The organism is Pseudomonas sp. Marseille-Q5115, from assembly GCF_916618905.1.
GTDB lineage: Bacteria > Pseudomonadota > Gammaproteobacteria > Pseudomonadales > Pseudomonadaceae > Aquipseudomonas > Aquipseudomonas japonica_A.
The window spans coordinates 4,842,025-4,864,779 of the sequence record NZ_CAKAKI010000001.1; the positions used below are offsets into that span (position 1 = coordinate 4,842,025).

The 22,755-nt window shown below is 61.2% G+C and carries 24 protein-coding genes; 10 read left to right on the forward strand and 14 right to left on the reverse strand.

Going from position 1 to position 22,755, the window contains the following annotated elements; translation table 11 throughout:
* Positions 1-30 precede the first annotated feature (30 nt).
* From hisB to hisF, 4 genes are all read left to right on the forward strand, one after another.
* The gene (gene hisB / locus LG385_RS22235; RefSeq protein WP_181110957.1) at positions 31-624 is read left to right on the forward strand and encodes an imidazoleglycerol-phosphate dehydratase HisB; all 594 of its coding nucleotides are present in this window, start codon (positions 31-33) and stop codon (positions 622-624) included.
* Positions 624-1,262 carry an imidazole glycerol phosphate synthase subunit HisH gene (hisH, locus tag LG385_RS22240; protein ID WP_181110956.1) on the forward strand — a complete coding sequence of 213 codons (639 nt, stop codon included), beginning with the start codon at positions 624-626 and terminating at the stop codon, positions 1,260-1,262. Before hisB ends, hisH begins: the two co-directional genes overlap by 1 nt.
* A gap of 123 nt (positions 1,263-1,385) precedes the next feature.
* Entirely contained in the window at positions 1,386-2,132 is a 747-nt protein-coding gene (gene hisA / locus LG385_RS22245; RefSeq protein WP_225775944.1) for a 1-(5-phosphoribosyl)-5-[(5-phosphoribosylamino)methylideneamino]imidazole-4-carboxamide isomerase, read from the forward strand.
* A 106-nt stretch (positions 2,133-2,238) separates the two neighbouring features.
* Positions 2,239-3,009, forward strand: a complete 771-nt coding sequence (gene hisF / locus LG385_RS22250; protein ID WP_181110954.1) for an imidazole glycerol phosphate synthase subunit HisF — start codon at positions 2,239-2,241, stop codon at positions 3,007-3,009.
* Between the two features lie 28 nt (positions 3,010-3,037).
* On the opposite strand, the gene LG385_RS22255 is transcribed toward hisF, so the two are convergent.
* From LG385_RS22255 to gpmI, 4 genes are all read right to left on the reverse strand, one after another.
* Positions 3,038-3,778 (reverse strand): divergent polysaccharide deacetylase family protein, encoded by a 741-nt coding sequence (locus tag LG385_RS22255; RefSeq protein ID WP_225775945.1) that lies wholly within the window; start codon positions 3,776-3,778, stop codon positions 3,038-3,040.
* 4 nt (positions 3,779-3,782) lie between these two features.
* On the reverse strand, positions 3,783-5,105 hold the full coding sequence (locus LG385_RS22260) for a S41 family peptidase (RefSeq protein WP_181110952.1): 1,323 nt from the start codon (positions 5,103-5,105) through the stop codon (positions 3,783-3,785).
* A gap of 37 nt (positions 5,106-5,142) precedes the next feature.
* The gene (locus LG385_RS22265; protein WP_225775946.1) at positions 5,143-6,411 is read right to left on the reverse strand and encodes a murein hydrolase activator EnvC family protein; all 1,269 of its coding nucleotides are present in this window, start codon (positions 6,409-6,411) and stop codon (positions 5,143-5,145) included.
* A 94-nt stretch (positions 6,412-6,505) separates the two neighbouring features.
* A complete protein-coding gene (gpmI, locus tag LG385_RS22270; RefSeq protein WP_225775947.1) occupies positions 6,506-8,041 on the reverse strand; it encodes a 2,3-bisphosphoglycerate-independent phosphoglycerate mutase in 1,536 nt (511 codons plus the stop codon).
* A 192-nt stretch (positions 8,042-8,233) separates the two neighbouring features.
* Between gpmI and LG385_RS22275 the strand changes: the two genes are divergently transcribed.
* Genes LG385_RS22275 through secB form a run of 3 tightly spaced genes read left to right on the forward strand, consistent with a single transcriptional unit; the run spans position 8,234 to position 9,422 of the window.
* A complete protein-coding gene (locus tag LG385_RS22275; protein ID WP_225775948.1) occupies positions 8,234-8,647 on the forward strand; it encodes a rhodanese-like domain-containing protein in 414 nt (137 codons plus the stop codon).
* Between the two features lies 1 nt (position 8,648).
* Complete coding sequence (grxC, locus tag LG385_RS22280; protein ID WP_181121664.1) at positions 8,649-8,900, forward strand: glutaredoxin 3; 252 nt, start codon at positions 8,649-8,651, stop codon at positions 8,898-8,900.
* A 36-nt stretch (positions 8,901-8,936) separates the two neighbouring features.
* Positions 8,937-9,422: a protein-export chaperone SecB gene (gene secB, locus LG385_RS22285; RefSeq protein WP_181110947.1), complete on the forward strand. Its 486-nt coding sequence runs from the start codon at positions 8,937-8,939 to the stop codon at positions 9,420-9,422.
* Between the two features lie 132 nt (positions 9,423-9,554).
* On the opposite strand, the gene LG385_RS22290 is transcribed toward secB, so the two are convergent.
* Complete coding sequence (locus LG385_RS22290; protein ID WP_225775949.1) at positions 9,555-10,016, reverse strand: tRNA (cytidine(34)-2'-O)-methyltransferase; 462 nt, start codon at positions 10,014-10,016, stop codon at positions 9,555-9,557.
* On the opposite strand from LG385_RS22290, the gene LG385_RS22295 reads away from it, so the two are divergent.
* On the forward strand, positions 10,015-10,461 hold the full coding sequence (locus LG385_RS22295; protein ID WP_181110945.1) for a hypothetical protein: 447 nt from the start codon (positions 10,015-10,017) through the stop codon (positions 10,459-10,461). The genes LG385_RS22290 and LG385_RS22295 overlap by 2 nt on opposite strands.
* Before the next feature lie 451 nt (positions 10,462-10,912).
* Here the strand turns inward: LG385_RS22295 and ntrC are convergent, their stop codons facing one another.
* The 6 genes from ntrC to glnA form a co-directional block, all read right to left on the reverse strand.
* Positions 10,913-12,349: a nitrogen regulation protein NR(I) gene (gene ntrC, locus LG385_RS22300; RefSeq protein ID WP_181110944.1), complete on the reverse strand. Its 1,437-nt coding sequence runs from the start codon at positions 12,347-12,349 to the stop codon at positions 10,913-10,915.
* A complete protein-coding gene (gene glnL, locus LG385_RS22305; protein ID WP_225775950.1) occupies positions 12,346-13,431 on the reverse strand; it encodes a nitrogen regulation protein NR(II) in 1,086 nt (361 codons plus the stop codon). The genes ntrC and glnL overlap by 4 nt, the downstream gene beginning before the upstream one ends.
* Before the next feature lie 263 nt (positions 13,432-13,694).
* Positions 13,695-14,312 carry a DUF4124 domain-containing protein gene (locus LG385_RS22310; protein WP_225775951.1) on the reverse strand — a complete coding sequence of 206 codons (618 nt, stop codon included), beginning with the start codon at positions 14,310-14,312 and terminating at the stop codon, positions 13,695-13,697.
* Positions 14,313-14,320: 8 nt separating this feature from the next.
* The gene (locus tag LG385_RS22315; protein WP_225775952.1) at positions 14,321-14,836 is read right to left on the reverse strand and encodes a DUF4124 domain-containing protein; all 516 of its coding nucleotides are present in this window, start codon (positions 14,834-14,836) and stop codon (positions 14,321-14,323) included.
* A gap of 66 nt (positions 14,837-14,902) precedes the next feature.
* Entirely contained in the window at positions 14,903-15,460 is a 558-nt protein-coding gene (locus LG385_RS22320) for a chorismate mutase (RefSeq protein WP_225775953.1), read from the reverse strand.
* A gap of 158 nt (positions 15,461-15,618) precedes the next feature.
* The gene (gene glnA, locus LG385_RS22325) at positions 15,619-17,025 is read right to left on the reverse strand and encodes a glutamate--ammonia ligase (protein WP_181110939.1); all 1,407 of its coding nucleotides are present in this window, start codon (positions 17,023-17,025) and stop codon (positions 15,619-15,621) included.
* 322 nt (positions 17,026-17,347) lie between these two features.
* On the opposite strand from glnA, the gene thiI reads away from it, so the two are divergent.
* A complete protein-coding gene (gene thiI / locus LG385_RS22330) occupies positions 17,348-18,802 on the forward strand; it encodes a tRNA uracil 4-sulfurtransferase ThiI (RefSeq protein WP_225775954.1) in 1,455 nt (484 codons plus the stop codon).
* Positions 18,803-18,919: 117 nt separating this feature from the next.
* Complete coding sequence (typA, locus tag LG385_RS22335; RefSeq protein ID WP_225775955.1) at positions 18,920-20,728, forward strand: translational GTPase TypA; 1,809 nt, start codon at positions 18,920-18,922, stop codon at positions 20,726-20,728.
* A gap of 189 nt (positions 20,729-20,917) precedes the next feature.
* Here typA and LG385_RS22340 read toward each other — a convergent pair whose 3' ends face one another.
* The 3 genes from LG385_RS22340 to LG385_RS22350 all read right to left on the reverse strand — a co-directional run bounded on the left by LG385_RS22340 (position 20,918) and on the right by LG385_RS22350 (position 22,749).
* On the reverse strand, positions 20,918-21,775 hold the full coding sequence (locus LG385_RS22340) for an SPFH domain-containing protein (protein WP_225775956.1): 858 nt from the start codon (positions 21,773-21,775) through the stop codon (positions 20,918-20,920).
* 28 nt (positions 21,776-21,803) lie between these two features.
* On the reverse strand, positions 21,804-22,253 hold the full coding sequence (locus tag LG385_RS22345; protein ID WP_225775957.1) for an NfeD family protein: 450 nt from the start codon (positions 22,251-22,253) through the stop codon (positions 21,804-21,806).
* A gap of 91 nt (positions 22,254-22,344) precedes the next feature.
* The gene (locus LG385_RS22350) at positions 22,345-22,749 is read right to left on the reverse strand and encodes a YkgJ family cysteine cluster protein (RefSeq protein ID WP_225775958.1); all 405 of its coding nucleotides are present in this window, start codon (positions 22,747-22,749) and stop codon (positions 22,345-22,347) included.
* Positions 22,750-22,755 lie beyond the last annotated feature (6 nt).

Below are 22,755 nucleotides of genomic sequence, written 5' to 3' on the forward strand. Positions count from 1 at the left end.
TTCGCTGAATGATTGTTTGCGGAGTTGGTGATGGCCGAACGTAAGGCGTTCGTCGAGCGCAACACCCTGGAAACCCAGATCAAAGCCTCGATCAACCTGGATGGCACCGGCAAGGCCCGGTTCGATATCGGTGTGCCTTTTCTCGAGCATATGCTCGACCAGATCGCCCGCCATGGGCTGATCGACCTGGACATCGAGTGCAAGGGTGACCTGGCTATCGACGACCATCACACCGTCGAGGATGTGGGCATTACCCTCGGCCAGGCGTTCGCGCGCGCGGTAGGTGACAAAAAAGGCATCCGCCGCTATGGCCATGCCTACGTCCCGCTGGACGAAGCCCTGTCGCGGGTGGTGATCGATTTTTCCGGCCGCCCCGGCCTGCAGATGCACGTGCCCTACACCCGGGCGGTGGTCGGCCGGTTCGACGTAGACCTGTTCCAGGAGTTCTTCCAGGGCTTCGTCAACCACGCCCAGGTCACTCTGCACATCGATAACCTGCGCGGCGTGAACACTCACCATCAGATCGAAACCGTGTTCAAGGCGTTCGGCCGCGCGCTGCGCATGGCCGTGGAAGTGGACGATCGGATGGCTGGGCAAATGCCTTCCACCAAGGGCGTACTCTGATGCAGACGGTAGCGGTGATCGACTACGGCATGGGCAACCTGCACTCGGTGGCCAAGGCCCTGGAGCACGTGGGCGCCGGCAAGGTGCTGGTAACCAGCGATGCGGCGGTGATTCGCGAGGCGGACCGGGTAGTGTTCCCCGGCGTTGGTGCGATCCGCGATTGCATGGCTGAAATCCGTCGCCTCGGCTTCGATGCGCTGGTACAGGAAGTGAGCAAGGACCGTCCCTTCCTGGGTATCTGCGTAGGCATGCAGGCGCTGATGGAGCGCAGCGAAGAGAACGACGGCGTGGACTGCATCGGCGTGTTCCCTGGCCAGGTGCGTTTCTTCGGCAAAAACCTGCACGAAGACGGCGAGCACCTCAAGGTGCCCCACATGGGCTGGAACGAAATCAGCATGCCGGTGGACCATCCGCTATGGCATAGCATCCCGGACCGCGCGCGTTTCTACTTCGTGCACAGCTACTACATCGAGGCTGGCAAGCCTTCGCAAGTGGTTGGCCGCGGCCACTACGGCAAGGATTTCGCCGCTGCCCTGGCTGAAGGCTCGCGCTTCGCCGTGCAGTTCCACCCTGAAAAAAGCCACACCCACGGCCTGCAGTTGCTGCAGAACTTCGCCGCCTGGGATGGGCGCTGGTAAGAATTTTGTAGCTGCAAGCTATAAGCGGCAAGCTGCAAGCCGAAGCGGGACCACCGCGCCCGGCTTTGCTTTTACTTGTGGCTTATAGCTTGCGGCTTGCCGCTGATTCCGAAGGATTCCGAAATGTTGATCATCCCCGCTATTGACCTGAAGGACGGCGCTTGCGTGCGCCTGCGCCAGGGCCGTATGGAAGACTCCACCGTGTTCTCCGACGATCCGGTGAGCATGGCTGCCAAGTGGGTGGACGGCGGCTGCCGTCGGCTGCACCTGGTAGACCTCAACGGCGCATTTGAAGGCCAGCCGGTCAATGGCGAAGTCGTTACGGCGATCGCCAAACGCTACCCCGGCCTGCCGATCCAGATCGGCGGCGGCATCCGTTCGCTCGAAACCATCGAGCACTATGTGAAGGCCGGCGTGAGCTACGTGATTATCGGCACCAAGGCCGTGAAGCAGCCCGAGTTCGTGGCTGAAGCCTGCAAGGCCTTCCCGGGCAAGGTGATCGTGGGCCTGGACGCAAAAGACGGTTTCGTCGCTACCGACGGTTGGGCTGAAGTGAGCACGGTGCAGGTGATCGACCTGGCCAAGCGCTTCGAAGCCGACGGCGTGTCGGCCATTGTGTACACCGACATCGCCAAGGACGGGATGATGCAGGGCTGCAACGTGCCCTTCACCGCCGCGCTGGCCGAAGCCACGCGTATCCCGGTAATCGCTTCTGGCGGCATTCATAACCTGGGCGACATCAAGGCCCTGCTGAATGCCAAGGCCCCCGGGATCATCGGCGCTATCACCGGCCGTGCCATCTATGAAGGCACGCTGGATGTGGCCGAAGCTCAAGCCTTCTGCGACCAGTTCGTGAGTGGCAAGCTGTAAGCGGCAAGCTACGAGAAAAAAAGCAGGACGCGATCCGCTGTTACTTACCGCTTGGAGCTTGAGGCTTGAAGCTCCAAGCGTGAAGCTGCCGACGAAGGAGGCCCTGATGGCCCTGGCAAAACGCATCATCCCCTGCCTGGACGTGGACAACGGCCGCGTGGTCAAGGGCGTGAAATTCGAGAACATCCGCGATGCCGGGGACCCGGTGGAAATCGCTCGCCGCTACGATGAGCAAGGCGCGGACGAGATCACTTTCCTGGACATCACCGCCAGCGTAGACGGCCGCGATACCACATTGCACACCGTCGAGCGGATGGCGAGTCAGGTGTTTATCCCGTTGACAGTGGGCGGCGGCGTTCGCACGGTGCAGGATATTCGTAACCTGCTCAATGCCGGGGCGGACAAAGTCTCCATCAACACCGCCGCGGTGTTCAATCCCGAGTTCGTGGGCGAAGCCGCTGCGCGGTTCGGGTCACAGTGCATTGTGGTGGCAATCGACGCCAAGAAGGTTTCCGGCCCTGGCGAAGAGCCTCGCTGGGAGATCTTCACCCATGGCGGCCGCAAACCTACCGGGCTCGATGCGGTTGAATGGGCGCAGAAGATGGAAGGGCTGGGCGCGGGCGAAATTCTGCTCACCAGCATGGACCAGGACGGCATGAAAAACGGCTTCGACCTGGGCGTTACCCGGGCGATCAGCGATGCGCTGGGAATCCCTGTGATTGCCAGTGGTGGCGTGGGTAACCTGCAGCACCTGGCCGATGGCATCACCCAAGGCCACGCCAGCGCTGTGCTGGCGGCGAGTATTTTCCACTTCGGCGAATACACCGTGCCCGAGGCCAAGGCGTTCATGGCAGCGCAGGGTATCTGCGTTCGTTAACCGTTTACGCCATGTTGGAAGCGGGCACCTACAGATGACGCGGTTGATTGCCCCTATGGGCAATCATCTGGCGGATGCTGATCATCTCTACCCCCCGCGCTTTCAGGCCCGGTAACGCTTGCTCCAGCAGGGTAAGCGTTTCGGGGTAGGGGTGGCCGATCACCACGGCTGAGCCTTGCTTGCGAGCCATTGCCACCGCTTTGTCCAGCTGCGCCGCGATGGCTTGCGGCGTACGCTCATCATCCAGAAATACATCCCGGGATACGCTCGCCAGCCCAATGGCCTGTGCCTGTGCGGCTGCCTGGGTTGCGACGCTGGTGCGGCTGTCTAGCAGAAACAAACGCCGTTGCTGCAGCTCGCTGGCCAACAAAGCCATGGCGCCTGGTTGCGCCGTCATTCGGCTGCCTTCGTGATTGTTCAGGCCGGCGGCGAAGGGTACGGCCTTGAATGCCGCCACAAGGCGCTCGCGCAGCTCATCGTCCGGCATGCCGGGTTGCCAGGCGAACGGGCCGCCCGCCGGGTCCATGGGCATATGCACGATTACCGTCTTGCCTGCCTTGTAAGCTTCGCGGGCGAACGTTGCGGCATGCGGGGTATCAGGCATCACAGCCAGGGTTATCGGGCCGGGAAGCGCCAGGGCCCGGGCATCCCGGGCCACATTCTGCCCAAGGTCATCGATGATCAGGCTGAGGTAGGCAGGCGCTTCACTCGCCGTGGCCACGCCTGCCCCCAAAAAAGTGAGCAGGCAGGCCAGCAACCACGTTCGCATGGCTTCAGTTGCCGCGGGTAACCTTCAGGCCCTTGAGCAGGTTCAGCGCCTGGCTGAGCTGGAAGTCGTCATCCTGCGGGCGCGCCTTCTTGTCCGCCGCGCTGCTGCCCGTAGGCCGGTCGGCGCCACCATTGCCATTACCCAGGTGGCCTTGCAGGTCCGCTTCCTTGAAGGTTTCCTGATCCTGTTCGCGGGTGATCTTCGCCCGGCGTACTTCCACGTCGGGGATGATCCCCTGGGCTTGAATGGAGCGCCCGTTGGGCGTGAAGTACAGGGCAGTGGTCAGCTTCAACGCCCGGTCGTTGTTCAGCGGCAGCACGGTTTGCACCGAGCCCTTACCGAAGCTGTCGGTGCCCATGAGCACGCCGCGCTTCTGGTCTTGCAAGGCGCCGGCCACGATCTCGGAAGCTGACGCGCTGCCGCCGTTGATCAGCACTACCAGCGGCGCGCCTTCGCTGGCGTCTGCAGGGTCGGCATTGAAGCGCAGCTCGGAGTTGGCGATGCGGCCCTTGGTGTACACGATCAGGCCGTGGGTAAGGAAGTGGTCTGCCACTTCCACCGCTGCCTGCAACACGCCACCAGGGTTATTTCGCAGGTCGAGGATCAGGCCATTGAGCTTCTTGCCGTTGTCCTTGCGCAGCTTGGCGAGCGCCTTGCCTACTTCTTCGCCCGTCTTCACCTGGAACTGGGTAATACGGATGTAACCGTAGCCGTCTTCCAACAGCTGCGCCTTCACGCTCTTCACCTGGATGATGGCGCGGGCGAGGGTTACGTCGAACGGGTTGCCGCCGTCACGCACCAGGGTAAGCGTGATTTTCTCACCCACCTTGCCACGCATCTTGTCCACGGCTTCGGTCATGGTCTGGCCACGAGTGGGTTGGCCGTTGATCTTCACGATCAGGTCGCCCGCTTCGATGCCGGCGCGGCTGGCAGGGGTGTCGTCGATGGGCGACACCACCTTGATGAAGTTGTCTTCCACACCCACTTCGATGCCCAGGCCGCCGAATTCACCGCTGGTGCTTTCCTGCAGCTCGGCGAAATCCTCGGGGCCCAGGTAGGCGGAGTGTGGGTCCAGGTTGCTCAACATGCCCTTGATCGCATTTTCCAGCAGGGTTTTGTCGTCCACCGGCTCCACATACGCGGCCTTGATACGGTCCATCACCTCAGCAAAAGTGCGTAGTTCGTCCAGCGGCAGCGGCGCCTTGCCCGGTGCGGGCGCGGTAACCGGAGACGCCGCGGGTGCCGGCGTGGGATCAGCGGCGTTCGCCAGGGGCGCGGCCATCATCAGAGCGAGGGCCAGCATGGAAAGGCGGGAGGAATGCAGCATGTCGAACAACTCCTGATCCTGTTTGACCGGTACCGCGTCAGCCGCGGCACCACTGTGCGGGGTCGGTTGCCCGGCCCTGCTGTCGAATGGCGAAATACAATGCTGGTGTGTCCTGCCCACCGCTGGTGCCGACCGTTGAAATCGCCTCACCAGCCTTGACTACATCTCCCGCACTTTTGAGTAGCGTCTGGTTATGGCCATACAGGCTGAGATAACCGTCTCCGTGGTCCAGAATGACCAGAAGCCCCGCGCCGCGCAACCAGTCGGCGAATACCACCCGGCCCCCATGCACCGCGCGTACGGCGGTACCGGCGGCTGCGCCGATCATTACACCGTCCCAGCGCGTGCGCTCATCCCCGCGTGTGTCACCAAAGCGCGCCAATAGTCGACCATCGACCGGCCATGGAAGTTTTCCCCGGGCTGCGCCGAAAGCGCCTCCGAAGGTTTCGCCGGTACTTACACGCACTTCTGGGGCCGCCTTTCGCGGCGGGGGTGGCGTGTTGCTCGCGGCCGCCGCTTCGCGTTGCCGGCGTTCTTCTTCCTGCTGAGCCAGCAGCGCCTTGCGCCGGGCCTCTTCGGCCTCACGCGCCTGGCGTGCCAGGGTTTCCTCGATGGTTGCCAGTACCTTTTGCAGGTCGGCCTGGTCCTGCTGCCGCCGTTGCAGCTTCTGGTCCCGAGCCTGGTAAACGTCGTTCAGTTTGGCCAGGGCCACCTGACGCTCCTTGCGCACCTGCTCCAGCTGGGTGCGCTGTTCATCCAGCGTGCCCTGCTGCACCAACAACTGCGCCTGTTGCATCTGGATATTCTTTTCAACGTCCGCAAGCTGGCGCAGGGTTTCGTTGAACGCCTTCAGCTGGTCCAGCCGCGCCTTGCTCAGGTAATCGTAATAGGTGAGGGTACGGGCAAACTTCTCGGGGTTCTGCTGGTTGAGCAACAGCTTGAGGTATTCCTGCCGGCCGCTTTGGTAAGCAGCCCGCGCCTGAATGCCGATCAACTTTTGTTGTTCAGTGCGCGAACTTTGAAGTTTTTTTTTCTCTGTCTCGAGCCGCTGCAGCTCGGTTTCGGTCTTCTTCAGCTGTTCCTGCAGGGCATCGACCTGCTTTTGCAGCGTGCCCATCTGTGTTTCGGTACCCCGCAGGTCCTTCTGCACGTCGGCCCTTTCCTGCTGCAACTGGCCGAGTACCTTCTTCAGCTCATTGATATCTTGCCGGGTGGCTTCAATTTGCTGCTGGGTTTGAGCGCGATCATCGGCGAAAACCGGAAGCGTCATGGCCGCAAGGGCGAGGAAGGCGAGGGCGCGAAGCATCGAGTGGGTCGTTACCGGAATAGAAAGTGGGCCTAGTATGCCCGGCGGCATCGGCAATCAAAAGGGCGCGCCATGCACGCCCTGTCCTTGATGATCAGGCGTCGACCAGAATGGAGTGGCCCGTCATTTCTTCGGGCTTTTCCATGCCCAGCAGTTGCAGCATGGTGGGCGCCACATCGGCAAGCACTCCGCCTTCGCGCACTTTCAATGGGCGCTTGCCCACGTAGATGAACGGCACCGGCTCGGTGGTATGCGCGGTGTGCGCCTGGCCGGTGGATTCGTCTTCCATCTGCTCCACGTTACCGTGGTCGGCGGTGATCAGCGCTTCCCCGCCCACTTTCTCCAGCGCGACGGCGATGCGGCCCACGCAGGTATCCAGGCACTCGACCGCTTTCACGGCCGCGTCGAAGATGCCGCTGTGGCCCACCATGTCGCCGTTGGCGTAGTTCACCACGATCACGTCGTAGCGCTGGTTCTCGATGGCGTCGACGATCTTGTCGGTCACTTCCGGCGCGCTCATTTCCGGCTGCAGGTCGTAGGTGGCGACCTTGGGCGACGGGATCAGGATGCGTTCCTCGCCTGGGAAGGGCTCTTCGCGGCCACCAGAGAAGAAGAAGGTAACGTGGGCGTACTTTTCGGTCTCGGCGATGCGCAGCTGGGTTTTGCCGTTGTTAGCCAGGTATTCGCCCAGTACGTTCTTCAGGCTGCTGGCGCCGAAGGCCGCCGGCGCGGGGATCTTCGCCGAATATTGGGTGAGGCCCACATAGCCGGCGAGCTTGGGCTGGCGCTTGCGTTCGAAGTCGGCGAAGTTGTCTTCAACGAATACCCGTGACAGCTCGCGGGCACGGTCGGCGCGGAAGTTCATGAACACAACCGCGTCGCCGTCTTCGACCTTCACCGGTTCGCCCACGGTGGTGGCCTTCACGAATTCATCGCTCTCGCCACGGGCATAAGCGGCGTCCAGCCCTTCGGAAGCGGTAGCGGCGTGATATTCGGCGGTCGCGTCCACGATCAGGTTGTAGGCAGCGCTTACGCGGTCCCAGCGGTTGTCGCGGTCCATGGCGAAGTAGCGGCCGATCAGGCTGGCGAAGCGGCCCTTGCCCAAGCGGGCGAAGGTGCTTTCCATCAGCAGCAGCGAGCTTTGCGCGCTTTTGGGTGGCGTGTCGCGGCCATCGAGGAAGGCGTGCAGGTAGATACGCTCGGCGCCACGGCGGGCGGCCAGTTCAACCATTGCCACGATGTGGTCCTGATGGCTGTGCACGCCGCCGTCGGACAGCAGGCCCATCACATGCACGGCCTTGCCTGCGCCTACCGCCTTGTCGACGGCCGCGCAAATGGTGGGGTTCTCGAAGAACTCACCATCGCGGATAGCCTTGGTTACGCGAGTGAAGTCCTGATACACCACCCGGCCGGCGCCGAGGTTCATGTGGCCTACTTCGGAGTTGCCCATCTGGCCGTCGGGCAAACCCACGTCCATGCCAGAGCCGGAAATCAGGCCATGGGCATGGTTTTGCAACAACTTGTCGAGATTCGGCTTTTTAGCGGACCAGACGGCGTTGTATTCATGGGTATCGCTATGCCCGAATCCGTCCAGGATGATCAAGACCAGAGGTTTCGGCGTGGCTGTCATGGTTCCCACTCGCGGCTGTCAGAGGATAAGGAAAGCTATCTTAGGGCAATTCACCCCGGCTTGCGTACCAGAGCGTGATCCACAGACCCCCAAGCCCCGCTCCGGTTCCGTGAAACAGGCGCCCGGTGGGCTTTGGCCGTGCCCGGCCGCTGTGTATACTGGCCGCCATTTTTCATGCTCTGGAAGCTGTCGATGGTCGCTCACTTGCTGGAATTCGCCACCAATCACTACCTGCTCGTCGGTCTTTTCCTGATTCTTCTCGCATTGCTGCTGGTACTTGAAACCAGCCGTGGCGGCCGTAGCCTCAGCCCGCGCGAGTTGACCGCCCTGGTAAACGCCGACAAGGGCGTGGTGATCGACATCCGCGCCAAGAAGGATTTTGCCGCCGGCCATATCGTCGACGCGCTGAACATTCCCCAGGACAAGCTCGTAGCGCGTGCCGCCGAGCTAGACAAGCACAAGGGCAAAACCCTGATCATCGTGGACGCCATGGGCCAGCACGCTGGCTCGGTATGCCGGGATCTTCTGAAGAGCGGCCATACCGCCGCGAAGCTGTCGGGCGGCATTTCAAGCTGGCGCGCCGACAACCTGCCACTGGTGAAGTGATATGGCTCAGATAGTCGTTTATTCCAGCGATTGGTGCCCGTACTGCACTCGGGCCAAGGCCTTGCTTGCAAAGAAGGGCGTGGCGTTCGAGGAAATCCGCGTGGACGGCCAACCTCAGCTGCGCGCCGAGATGACCAAAAAGGCCGGGCGTACGTCCGTGCCGCAAATCTGGATCGGCGACTATCACGTGGGCGGTTGCGATGACCTGTACGCCTTGGAGCGAGCGGGCAAGCTGGACCCGCTGTTGCGCTGAAAACAACCCTACCGAACGTTACAAGAAGGATCTGTCATGACTGATCAAGCTACCAACGGCGCCGCCAACGAAGAAGCTGAAGGCCCTCAATTCTCGCTGCAGCGCATTTACGTTCGCGACCTCTCCTTCGAGGCCCCGAAAAGCCCGGCGATCTTCCGTCAGCAGTGGGAACCGAGCGTTGCGCTGGACCTGAACACCCGTCAGAAGCAGCTGGACGGCGACTTCCACGAAGTTGTGCTCACCCTCTCAGTAACCGTGAAAAACGGTGAAGAAGTAGCCTTCATCGCTGAAGTTCAACAAGCCGGTATCTTCATGATCAAGGGCCTGGACGCAGGCGCCATGAGCCACACCCTCGGCGCGTTCTGCCCGAACATTCTGTTCCCGTACGCTCGGGAAACCCTGGACAGCCTGGTCACCCGCGGCTCGTTCCCTGCGCTGATGCTGGCCCCGGTCAATTTCGACGCCCTGTATGCGCAAGAGCTGCAGCGCATGCAGGAAGCCGGCGAAGCGCCTCAGGCCTGATCCCCCGGCTTGCTACGCCAAAAACGCCCTTCGGGGCGTTTTTTTTCGATTGTTCGCGGGCTTCGCCCACTCCCACTGTTGTAAGTGCAGGCTTGGATCTTGTAGCGAAGCAGGCACCGCGTAACTCAGTGGTTACCCCTCGCAAAACCCATGCTGCCGCCACGCCTCGTACACGGCAATGGCCACGGTATTGGAAAGGTTCAGGCTGCGGCTGTTGGGGCGCATGGGCAGGCGCAGGCGGCGGTCTGCGGGGAAGGTGTCGAGCACCTCAGGCGGCAGGCCTCGGCTTTCAGGGCCGAACAGGAAGGCGTCTCCGGGCTCGAACTGCACGTCGTGAAACGGCTGCGAGCCCTTGGTGGTGAAGGCGAACAGGCGCGGGTGGCCCAGGCTTTCAAGGCAGGAGGGCAGGTCCGGATAGCGCTTGAGTGGCGCATACTCGTGGTAATCCAGGCCAGCCCGGCGCAGGCGTTTGTCATCCAGCTCGAAACCCAAGGGTTCAATCAGGTGAAGGTGGCAGCCGCTGTTGGCGCAAAGCCTGATAACGTTGCCCGTATTGGGTGGTATTTCCGGTTGAAACAGGATGACGTGAAACATGCGCGGCTCCGATACGAACGACGGGCAGCATTCTAACGCCGAAGTGCTGCCGCCACGATCCTCCCTGTGGCCTCGCTTCCTGTGCTCGCTGGCACTGATCGGGCTGCTGGTAGGCTTGATGATCGGCAAATTGATGGACCCTGGGCGTCCCGCCTTCGACAAGGTAGAGCTGTTGCCCGAGGGTGAGATGAACGTATGGTTCGATCACGCCCCTCAGGTGCATGGAGAGTTGGTCGACGGCACGGTTGCCATCCTGTTCGACGCCAGTGGGCCACAGCTGCAAGGCCAGTTGGAACTGGACGGTCGCCAGGCGAAGTGGACGCTGCGCCACACCGACAAGGGCCTGCTGCTCAATATCATCGCGGCCCGACAACTGCGGGCTCAATGGGAAGGTGAGGAAGTGTCCGGTCGCTGGAGGCTGCATATCAGCCTCCGTGACGAATAAAAGAGGGAAGCCCCGGCCTGCCTGTACCAAGGTCCCCAAAAGGGGTGAGCGCTGCCGCAAGGGCCTGGCTCAGGTGTAAAGAAGGAACTCCGGCCTGCCTGTACCGAAGCCCCTGAAAGGGGCGGGGCCGCGCTATGCGTAAGCCCCGTGGTGTAAAGAGGGGAACCTTGGCCTGCCTGTACCAAAATCCCCGAAACCGTTCATATCAGTGTTATTGCAGGGCGCGTGCCAGAGTGTGTAACCCAGCGGGTTGTGAGGCCGATTCAGGCTTAACCATTTGAAATGGCTTGGTTTTTTAATCGGCTGTACGAGTGGGCCTGGATGAGCCTCCCTCGTGAACAGGTTTGCAACACTCTGCAACCGCGCCTTCGTCCGGTGCAGGCAGCACCACCGTGCACAAAACTAGGCCCAAAAAAAGCCCCGCCGAAGCGGGGCTCTTGGTCAGCGGGCATCAGGCGTCGTCGTTGTCGTCCTCTTCGCCGCCATCCACTTTCATTCCCAGTTCCTTGATCTTGCGGGTGAGGGTATTACGGCCCCAACCCAGCAGTACCGCGGCATCGCGACGTCGCCCAGCGGTGTGCTTGAGCGCCGTTTCGATCATGATCCGTTCAAAGCTCGGCACTGCACTGTCCAGCAGGTTCGACTGCCCACGCGCCAAGGCCTGGTCTGCCCATTGCCGCAGGGCTTGCTCCCAGTTGGTCACTGGCGCTGCGTCCTGGGGCAGGCTGAGCAGTTCAGGCGGCAGGTCGGAAATGTGTACCTCGCGCCCGGAAGCCATCACCGTGATCCAGCGGCAGGTGTTCTCCAGCTGGCGCACGTTACCCGGCCACGGCAGGTTTTTCAGGTACTCCTCGGTTTCCGGCTTGAGCAGCTTGGGCTCTACCGCCAGCTCTTGCGCGGCACGGCTGAGGAAGTGCCGGGCGAGGGTAGGGATGTCCTCGCGACGGTCCGACATGCGTGGGATGTGAATGCGGATAACGTTCAAGCGGTGGAACAGGTCTTCCCGGAACTTGCCCGCATGCACCAGGTTTTCCAGGTTCTGGTGAGTCGCTGCGATGATGCGCACGTCGACCTTGACCGGCGTATGGCCGCCCACGCGGTAGAACTCACCATCGGCCAACACCCTTAGCAAGCGGGTTTGGGTATCGGCAGGCATATCGCCAATTTCGTCGAGGAACAGCGTGCCGCCGTCGGCCTGTTCGAATCGGCCTCGGCGCAAGTTCGCAGCGCCGGTGAACGCACCTTTTTCGTGGCCAAACAGCTCGGATTCCATCAGGTCTTTCGGAATTGCCGCCATGTTCAAGGCAATGAAGGGGGCTGCCGCGCGGGGGCTGTGCCGATGCAGGGCATGGGCTACCAACTCCTTGCCGGTCCCGGACTCGCCGTTGATCAGCACGGTGATATTGGAGTGGCTCAAGCGCCCGATCGCCCGGAACACCTCCTGCATGGCCGGGGCTTCACCGATGATCTCCGGCGTGCGGGTAAGCGCAGGCGGCGTGTCCATCCCTTGCTGTTCTTGCGCATGCTGGTTGGCGCGCTTCACCAGCGATACCGCCTCATCCACGTCGAACGGCTTGGGCAGGTATTCGAATGCACCGCCCTGATAAGACGCCACCGCGCTGTCCAGGTCGGAATGGGCGGTCATGATGATTACCGGCAGGCGAGGGTGCTGCTCGCGAATGCGCGCGAGCAGGTCCAGGCCGCTGGCGCCCGGCATGCGGATATCGGAAATGATCACGTCGGGCTGCTGGCGGGCGAGGCGGCTCATCACGCCGTCGGCACTGTCGAAGCTCTGGGTCGTCATGCCTTCCTGTTGCAGCGCTTTTTCCAAAACCCAGCGGATGGAACGGTCGTCATCGACGATCCAGACGGTTTCACTACGGCTCATGACGAAGCAGCTCCTTGTTCCAGCGGCAGGAAGATCGAAAAAGTGGTGTGGCCAGGGTGGCTTTCACATTCGATCAGCCCCTGATGCTGGCTGATGATGTTCTGAGTAATGGCCAGCCCAAGGCCGGTGCCGTCGGGGCGCCCGCTGACCATTGGATAAAAGATCGTTTCCTGCAGTTCGTGGGGTATGCCCGGCCCGTTGTCGATGATCTCGATCTTGGCTACCAGCCTGTGACGGGTATGGCCAATGGTGAACTGGCGCATGGTGCGGGTACGCAGGGTAATGCGGCCAAGGCGCAGCTCTTTCTCCTCGCTGATGGCCTGCATGGCGTTGCGCACAATGTTCAGCACAGCCTGGATCATCTGCTCACGGTCGATCAGCACATCGGGAATGCTGGGGTCGTAGTCCCGCAGCAAGGAAATGCCGCCCTGGCTCTCGGCATCCACCAGGCTGCATACGCGCTCCAGCACTTCGTGAATATTGGTCATCGCCAGGGAAGGCAACTTGTTGGAGCCCAACATGCGGTCCACCAGGTTACGCAGCCGATCGGCCTCTTCGATGATCACATTGGTGTAGTCACGCAAGCCGTCCTCGGGAAGCTCCCGAGCCAGCAGCTGCGCCGCGCCGCGGATACCGCCGAGGGGGTTCTTGATCTCGTGTGCGAGGCCACGCACCAGCATCTTGGTGGTTTCCTGTTTCGAGAGCTGCGCTTCTTCCTTGGTAATGCGCAACAGGCGGTCCCGGGGGTGTACCTCAAGCAGCAACAACGTCTCGCCCATGCTCAGTATCGGCGTAACGGCGTAGTCCACCGTGAGGGTCTGGCCGGTCATCGCGGTAAGCATGGCCTCGCGTTTGGTAAACGGATGGGCCTGCTCCACGGCCTGGCGAAGCGAATTGAGTGCTTCTGCAGACTCTGTAAACAATTCGCTGATGAACTGGCCATGGCTGCGTTGGCCACTGATAGCCAACAACATCTCCGCCGCCGGGTTCATGTATTCGAGCCGCAGTTCAGCATTGAGAAGAATGGTGGCGGTGGTGAGGTTGTCCAGTAACAGTCGGTGCAGCGCATCGCTGATGGTCATGCGTATCCTTGACCTCTCTTGGCACGTCGCGACCCAAGGGCGCGGTCTCGGTGCGGGGCCAGGCCGTGCCTGCGCCCCACTGATGCATGCAAAATGCAAAATCCAAACCAAGCTCCGAAAAGAAGCGCACAGGCCCGGGCAGGCAGGGTTTCCCAAGGGAATCCAGATAAGGCTAGCTGGCTTTTGCGCTATTTCGGCTCACGTCATCGTGCAACGTGCATTGGATGCACTATAAGCGTGCGCGGGCCTTGGCGCGATAACAGCTAGCTTTCATCGTCATCATCATCGGCGGGCTTGTCGCTGAGCGGGCACTCCGGGCGCACACCATAGTCGGCTTCTTTGCAGGGACGCACCCGGCGTTTTTGCGAAAGGGACGTACGCAGCATATGCACCGGCTGCGCGGGGGTGCGTTCTATCACGATGCCTTGGCTGTCGAGGATTTCGCCCACCAGTTGATGAGTGCCTCGGTCTACGTTCTGCAAGGCGATAACGGGGCTGGCGCCAGGCTCGCCCGCGGGCTTGCCGTCCAGAAGCAGCCGATAGCGGTCGCCGTTCTCCAACGCCGGTTCGCTGGTGAGGGTGACGATCATTTCTCCGCTAGCGTGAGTCACGGCTGCGTCGGGAAGGGGTACAAGGATGCGGAACATTTCATAGTGGGTTACCCGCAATACCGGCACTGCCTTGGGCCGCGCCTGCTGCTGAGTGCGATTGGCGCTCGCCGGCGTGGCGGGAGACTGGTTCATGCGGTTTCCCTCGGGTACCCGCACCGCTGTGGCGCCTTTGCGAGGTTGGTCGGTATACACCCGGTTGCCTTGCGCGTCGATGTACGTATACACCTGCGCCTGGCATACCCCGGCCACGGCGAGCAATGTCCAAAACATCAGCGCTCTCATCGCGCGTTGACCCGCAGAACCGAGATGGTGACCGGTTCGCTGACTTGCACCACGTTCGCACCGTCCAGTACCTGAACCGCTAGCCGATGCTGGCCACGGTCAACGTTCACAAGCTGCAGCAGTGGAACGTTGCTGGGTGTGCCATAGGCAACCCCATCCAGCACCAGCTGGAGTAACTGCCCACCGGCCAGCCGTGGCTGAATGCTGACCCCCACGTCAAAGGTGCCGTCGTTGGCGCGTATTGCGCCGTCCGCCGGGATGCCCGTTAGCTCAAGCAGGGTATAGGCGGCGACAGGGGCGGAGGGCGGAGCGGCGGGAGCGGGGGCTTCGGTCGGTTTGGCCTTCGGGATCTGCACGCTATTGAGCGGCGGAAGGTTCATCTTCTCTGAAGGCCGGCCAGCGGGAGCGTGTTCCGAATACACCGTATTGCCATTGGCGTCGGTGGACTTGTAGATCTCGCCGAAGGCCGGAGCGCACAGGAAGGGGATCAGCAGCATAAGGGCATGGCGCATGGGGACTACTCGGCAAGGCGTCGGCGGCCTGACCAGCATAGATCAGGCCTGTTCGCCAATCACGGGTTAATGCGCGGAAGAGCACATCTCGCCGGTAGCGCGAGTGAGGGCCAGGCGGTGCAAGGCATCCCTGTTGCCGCGATCGATAGCGCTAGCGATCCACTGCGGGCAGTCCGGGCTGCTGCGGTAGGGTGTGAAGGCTGCCAGTTGTAGCAAGAGGGCTTTCTGCAGGCCGTCGAGTTGCGGACGGATCTGCCCGACCAGGTCGGGCCGCGGGCTGTTCGGGGCCTCGCCTCTCAGGCGCCAGTCCACCAGCAGGCCATACTGCACCAGCTTGTTGGCTTCGATCTGGGCTGCGAAGAACTGCTCCACGAATGCCGGCTCGAGCTTGTATTCGGGCGCCAGCACTACCGCGCCTGCGATCACCTCGCGCTCGCGGGCGCGATCTTCCACAGGCTTCTTGCTATCCCATTTGCTCAAGGCCACCTGGTCAGCAATGTTCAGGCGCTGCTCGATGCTGCTCAACAGCGAAGGCAATTCGGCGGGGGCGGGCGTGGCGGCGGCTGCAAGGCTGGCAAAGGCACAGCCGACCAGGGCCAGGCAAAATGCAGAAAGCTTAGGCATGCGAGGTTCCGTTGTTATTGATTTGGCGCTCCGTTATGCCAGTAAATCCATAGCTTCGCCAGCCGCGATCAAAGGACTGCTCCCCGGTTTTGCTTCCTGTCATTTCCGCCCATGAAAAAGGCCTCCCGAAGGAGGCCTTTTCGTTCAACCAGGCGGGATCAGACGCTGTAGTACAGGTCGTATTCCAGCGGGTGCACGAAGGTGCGAACCTTGATTTCTTCTTCGGACTTCAGCTCGATGTAGGCATCGATGAAGTCGTCAGAGAACACGCCGCCCTTGGTCAGGAAGGCGCGGCCCTTGTCCAGCTCTTCCAGGGCTTCTTTCAGGCTGCCACATACCTGTGGGATTTCCTTGGCCTCTTCAGGCGGCAGGTCGTACAGGTTTTTGTCCGCGGCATCGCCAGGGTGGATCTTGTTCTGGATACCGTCCAGGCCGGCCATCAGCAGCGCGGCGAAGGCCAGGTACGGGTTGGCAGCCGGATCCGGGAAGCGTGCTTCGATACGGCGGCCTTTCGGGCTGTTCACGTAAGGAATGCGGATGGACGCGGAGCGGTTGCGAGCCGAGTAGGCCAGCATCACCGGTGCTTCGAAACCAGGGACCAGACGCTTGTACGAGTTGGTCGACGGGTTGGTGAAGCCGTTCAGTGCCTTGCCGTGTTTGATGATGCCGCCGATGAAGTACAGGGCGGTATCGGACAGGCCGGCATAGCCTTCGCCAGCGAAGGTGTTCTTGCCATCCTTGGAGATGGACATGTGCACGTGCATACCCGAGCCGTTATCGCCATACAGCGGCTTTGGCATGAAGGTCGCGGTGCGGCCGTAGGCGTCGGCAACGTTGTGAACAACGTACTTCAGCGTTTGGGTTTCGTCGGCCTTCTTCACCAGGGTGTTGAACTTGACGCCGATTTCGTTCTGGCCGGCAGTTGCCACTTCGTGGTGGTGAACTTCAACGGTCAGGCCCATTTCTTCCAGGGCGTTGCACATTGCAGTGCGGATTTCGTGGTCGTGATCGACCGGTGGAACCGGGAAGTAGCCGCCTTTCACGCCTGGGCGGTGGCCCTTGTTGCCGCCGTCCACGTCCTGATCGGTCATCCAGGAAGCTTGTTCGGAGAAGATCTTGAACATCGAGCCGGAGATGTCGGATTTGAACTTCACTTCGTCGAAGATGAAGAATTCTGGCTCCGGGCCTACGAATACGGTGTCACCGATGCCGGTGGACTTGAGGTATTCCTCGGCGCGGTGGGCGATGGCGCGCGGGTCGCGATCGTAACCTTGCATGGTGGAAGGTTCGATGATGTCGCAGACCAGGATCAGCGTCGGCTCTTCGGTGAACGGGTCCAGCACGGCGGTTTCGTCGTCTGGCAGCAGGATCATGTCGGACGCTTCGATGCCTTTCCAGCCAGCGATGGAGGAGCCGTCGAACATCTTGCCGACTTCGAAGAAGTCATCATCCAGAGCGTCGCGAGCCGGCATGGTGACGTGCTGCTGCTTGCCTTTGGTATCAGTGAAGCGCAGATCAATCCATTTAACGTCATGATCTTTGATGAGTTGAACCGACTTCGACATGTTGTCCTCCGGGTGGATGGGGACGGACTGTGTGCGCCCCTGGATTCAGTGCTGCCGCCGCATACTCGGCCAAGGCAACCTGCCTCACAAGGGAGCAATTTGCATGCCAGTGCCCCGAGATGGGCATGGCTCGAAAAAAGCCCGTTTTTGCGGGACTTACAGGCGGCAGCCAGAAAAGCTTCGCACCTTAACGGGGCGAGGCTCGCTCAAGGCGTCCCAAAATGGTGCTTTCCGAGCTTTCGACAGATAGTTGGTCAAAGCTTGAACAATTTCCGCTATAATGCTGCCCCTTTTTTCAGCTGGGCCATTGCGCGCGCTGTTCATGAAATTGATCGTTAAAGTTTTCCCCGAGATCACCATCAAAAGCCGGCCGGTGCGCAAGCAGTTCATCCGCCAGCTGGCGAAGAACATTCGCGCGGTGGTGCGTGACCTGGACCCCGATATTGCGGTAACGGGCGTGTGGGACAACCTCGAGGTTCAAACGAAAGTCACCGACGCCAAGGTGCTCAAGGAGCTGATCGAGCGCCTGAGTTGCACACCGGGCATTACCCACTTCCTGCAGGTGGATGAATACCCCCTGGGTGACTTTGACGACATCGTGGCCAAGTGCAAGGCCCACTTCGGTCACCTGCTGCCCGGCAAGCGCTTTTCCGTGCGCTGCAAGCGCGGGGGCCGGCACGATTTCACTTCCATGGACGTTGACCGCTACGTTGGTAGCCAGTTGCGCCAGCAATGCGGCGCGGCCGGTATCGACCTCAAGCACCCTGAGGTTGTGGTGCGGATGGAAATCCGCGACAAGCGCCTGTTCGTGATCCACAACCAGCACAAGGGCATCGGCGGCTATCCATTGGGCGCGCTGGAGCAAACCCTCGTGTTGATGTCCGGCGGGTTCGATTCCACCGTGGCGGCCTATCAAATGATGCGCCGCGGGCTGATGACCCACTTCTGCTTCTTCAACCTCGGTGGCCGCGCCCACGAACTGGGTGTGATGGAAGTCGCCCATTACCTGTGGAAGAAGTACGGCAGCTCTCATCGGGTGCTGTTCATCAGCGTGCCCTTCGAAGAGGTGGTAGGCGAAATCCTTGCCAAGGTAGACGACAGCCAGATGGGCGTTATCCTCAAGCGGATGATGCTGCGTACCGCCAGCCGCATGGCCGAGCGCCTCGAAATCGACGCGCTGGTCACCGGCGAGGCGATTTCCCAGGTGTCCAGCCAAACGCTCACCAACCTGGCAGTGATCGACTCGGTTACCCCTACGCTTGTCCTGCGGCCGTTGCTTGCTACTCACAAGCAGGACATCATCGACACCGCGGTCGAGATCGGCACCGCCGATTTCGCCAAGCACATGCCAGAATACTGCGGCGTGATCTCGGTGAACCCGACTACCAGCGCGCGCGGTTATCGCATCGAGCGCGAAGAGCAGCGCTTTGACATGGCCGTGCTGGAAAGCGCCCTGGAGCGTGCGCGCCTCGTCTCGATCGATAATGTGATCGACGAGCTGGGTAAGCAGGTGGAGATCGAAGAAGTCGCCGAAGCCCTGGCCAGCCATGTAGTGCTCGACATTCGTCACCCCGATGCCCAGGAAGACGACCCATTGGCCCTGGAAGGGGTCGAAGTTCGTACGTTGCCTTTCTATGCGTTGAACAGCCGGTTCAAGGATCTCGATCCTGCCCGGCAATACCTGTTGTATTGCGACAAAGGTGTCATGAGCAGGCTGCATGCTCATCACCTGCTCAGCGAGGGGCACGCCAATGTGCGCGTTTATCGCCCGGCCTAGGAGGGGCATCGGCGGCTGGAGCCGCCACCGCCCACCCGACCGCGCGCAGTGATTGCGCGTTTTGATCGGCCGCTGCCTTGAGCCGGCCCCACCGTATTCATCATCGAGATATACCCTGTGAGAGATAAGCTTCGTAACATCGCCATCATCGCCCACGTTGACCATGGTAAAACCACCCTGGTCGACAAGCTCTTGAAGCTGTCCGGCACCCTGGACCGCAAGGAGCTGAACGACGAGCGCGTGATGGACAGCAACGACCAGGAAAAAGAGCGCGGCATTACCATTCTGGCCAAGAACACCGCCGTCAAGTGGAACGACTACGACATCAACATCGTGGACACCCCCGGCCACGCCGACTTCGGCGGTGAGGTCGAGCGCGTGATGTCCATGGTGGACTCGGTGCTGCTGCTGGTCGATGCCCAGGACGGCCCGATGCCCCAAACCCGTTTCGTGACCCAGAAGGCGTTCGCCGCTGGCCTGCGTCCGATCGTGGTCATCAACAAGGTCGACCGCCCGGGTGCAGATCCGGACAAGGTCGCCAGCCTGATGTTCGACCTGTTCGACAACCTGGGTGCCACCGAAGAGCAACTGGACTTCCCGATCGTCTACGCCAGTGCCCTGAACGGTATCGCTGGTCTGGACTACAACAACATGTCCGACAACATGGACCCGCTGTTCGAGGCCATCGTGAAACACGTGCCGGCCCCTAAGGTCGACCTCGAAGGCCCGTTCCAGATGCAGATCTCTGCACTGGACTACAACAGCTTCCTGGGCGTGATCGGCATCGGCCGCATCGCTCGCGGCCGCGTCAAGGCCAACAGCCCGGTAGTCGCCATCGACGCCGAAGGCAAGAAGCGCAACGGCCGTATCCTCAAGCTGATGGGCCACCATGGCCTGCATCGTGTTGACGTGGATACCGCTGAAGCGGGCGACATCGTGTGCATCAGCGGCATGGACCAGCTGTTCATCTCCGACACCCTGTGCGATCCACAGAACGTCGAGGCCATGAAGCCGCTGAGCGTGGACGAGCCGACCGTGAGCATGACCTTCCAGGTCAACGACTCGCCGTTCTGCGGCAAGGAAGGCAAGTTCGTTACCAGCCGCAACATCAAGGAGCGCCTGGAAAAAGAACTGCTGCACAACGTTGCCCTGCGCGTTGAAGAAACCGACAGCGCCGACAAGTTCAAGGTCTCCGGCCGTGGCGAACTGCACCTCTCGGTACTGATCGAAACCATGCGTCGCGAAGGTTTCGAACTGGCCATCTCCCGTCCGGAAGTAGTTATCAAGGAAGTGAACGGCGAGAAACAGGAACCCTACGAAAACGTCACCATCGACATCGAAGAACAGCACCAGGGTGCTGTGATGGAACAGATGGGCCTGCGTAAGGGCGACCTGACCAACATGATCCCGGACGGCAAAGGGCGTATCCGCCTGGAGTACACCATCCCGGCTCGTGGCCTGATCGGCTTCCGTAACAGCTTCCTGACCATGACCTCCGGCAGCGGTATCCTCACCGGTACTTTCGCCCACTACGGCCCGATCAAGGCCGGCGAAGTCACCAACCGCCAGAACGGCGTGCTGGTGTCCATGGCTACCGGCAAGGCGCTGACCTACTCGCTGGAAACCTTGCAGGACCGCGGCAAGCTGTTCCTCGAGCCTGGCCAGGAAATCTACGAAGGCCAACTGGCGGGCATCAACAGCCGTGACAACGACCTGGTGATCAACCCCACCAAAGGCAAGAAGCTCGACAACATGCGTGCTTCCGGCAAGGACGAAACCATCGCCCTGGTTCCGCCAATCAAGTTCACCCTTGAACAGGCTCTGGAATTCATCGCTGATGATGAGCTGGTTGAAGTGACGCCGAAGTCGATTCGCCTGCGTAAGAAAGTACTGAACGAGAACGAGCGCAAGCGCGCCTCGAAGTAAGTTCTTTGCAATGAAAAAGCCCGGCGAATGCCGGGCTTTTTCATTGGCGTATTCATTCGCGAGCTCCGCCTTCGGCTCTGCCCGCTTCCTACGAGGGCTGGGCAAGGGCACGCATAACCTGTGGGAGCCGGGCGTGCCGAAGGCGGAGCTCGCGAAGCAGGCACCGCGTATTCGGGACGATCCTGTTCGCTAGCGCTTCACCCGCCCCATCAACCCACCGATGGTGTCCTGAATATCGGCCGGCAGCACAATCGTTTTGGCATTGTTGCTGGTCGCCAGTTTTTCCATGGCACTGATGTACTTCTCGCCCAGCAGGTAAATCATCGGCCCGGTATCGCTGCCGATAGCGGCTTTCACCCGTTCGATGGCCTGGGCCGAGGCGTTGGCCAGGGTGACCTGCGCATCGCCATCGCGCTTGGCTGATTCCAGGCGGGCTTCTGCTTCCAGGATGGCTGCTGTCTTCGCGCCTTCAGCGCGGGTGACGGTTGCCTTGCGCTCCCGTTCGGCCGCGGCTTGCAGTTCCATCGCCCGCTGCATCGACTCGGACGGTTTGATGTCCTGGATTTCCACCGACCGAATGGTAATGCCCCAGTCGATGGTTTGCTCGGACATGGCCTCGCGCAGCAATGCCTTGATCTTGTCCCGGGAGGACAGGGCTTCGTCCAGGTCCATCCCGCCGATGATCGAGCGCAGGCTGGTCATGGTAAGGCTGCGCACAGCCTGGTCGTAGTCCTCGATGCCGTAGGCAGCCTTGGTAGGGTCGGTGATCTTGGCAAAGCACAGCGCATTGGCAAGCAGCACGGCATTGTCCAAGGTGATCACCTCTTGCTGCTGGATGTCGAGGATCAGGTCCTTCGTGCTCATCTTGTAGCTGACCGTATCCATATACGGGATCAGGAAGTTCAGGCCGGGCTTGAGGGTAACGCGGTAGCGGCCCAGGCGCTCGACGATCCACTCCTGCCCCTGCGGTACCAGGCGCACACCCTTGGCGATGGTGACGACAATGAACACGAGAAGAATGAAGGGAATGATAAATGCGGCGTTCATGGAACCTCCTTGCTCAAAATAAAAACGTTCAACCAGCGCTGCTCGGGCCCACGCGTACGAGGTTGCCTTCAACGGCGATTACGCGCACACGTTCCCCCGCGAGGATCTCGGTGTCGGCGACACAAGGCCATTCCTCGGCACCCATCAACGGCTTTTGAAAGCGGACCTTGCCGCGTTGAAAGGGCGTGACGGAAAAGGTAAGCAGGCCTACTTCACCCAGCGCGTCTTCGGCGGACCATTGCGGCCCCCGCTGAACCCCGGCCCGGAATACCTTGAACCAAAGCAAGGCCAGCGCTACCGAGGCGGCGCTCCACACCAGTACCTGCACCCCGACGCTGGTGGCCGGGGCCAGCCAGAGTACGAGCGCAACCAGCAGCGCGCCCAGACCGAACCAGACGATGAAGAACGACGTGACCACCAGCTCCAGCAACACGAGGGCCACGCCGGCAACCGCCCAATACCACCATTGGATATCCATAACATTCTGCCTGTGTGAACGGGGCGAAATGGTGACGCCTGCTCCGCCGTTTAGGAAGCGCTGCGTTGGGTGGATTTATTCGGGATGTTTCTCAGCGTGCAAGCGGCTTGGGTTTGTAGGCGCAATAGCCCGGGCGCGGGCCGATCTTGGGATGGTTGCGGCATGTATCAGGGCGCTTTTCGTAGATGGTGCACAAACGGCTTTTACGATCCAGGTACAGGCAATCGTCGTTGCTCATTCGCGCCAGGGTGAAGATGCCGCTCTTCTGATTGAAGCGATCGACGATGCCTTCCTTCTGCAAACGCTTGGCAACGTTCTTCGGGGGTTCGTCCTTCTCGAACTCATCCACCACGCCAATACGGATCAGGTCCTTGATACGTACCTCCACTGGGAGGGTGCAGCAGGTCGACATGCAGCCGCCACACATGTGGCTGGCGTACTTCTGCCAGGTTTCGAGGCGGTCGAGCTCGGCGGCGGCAATCAGGGCGGGTTTCATGGCGGC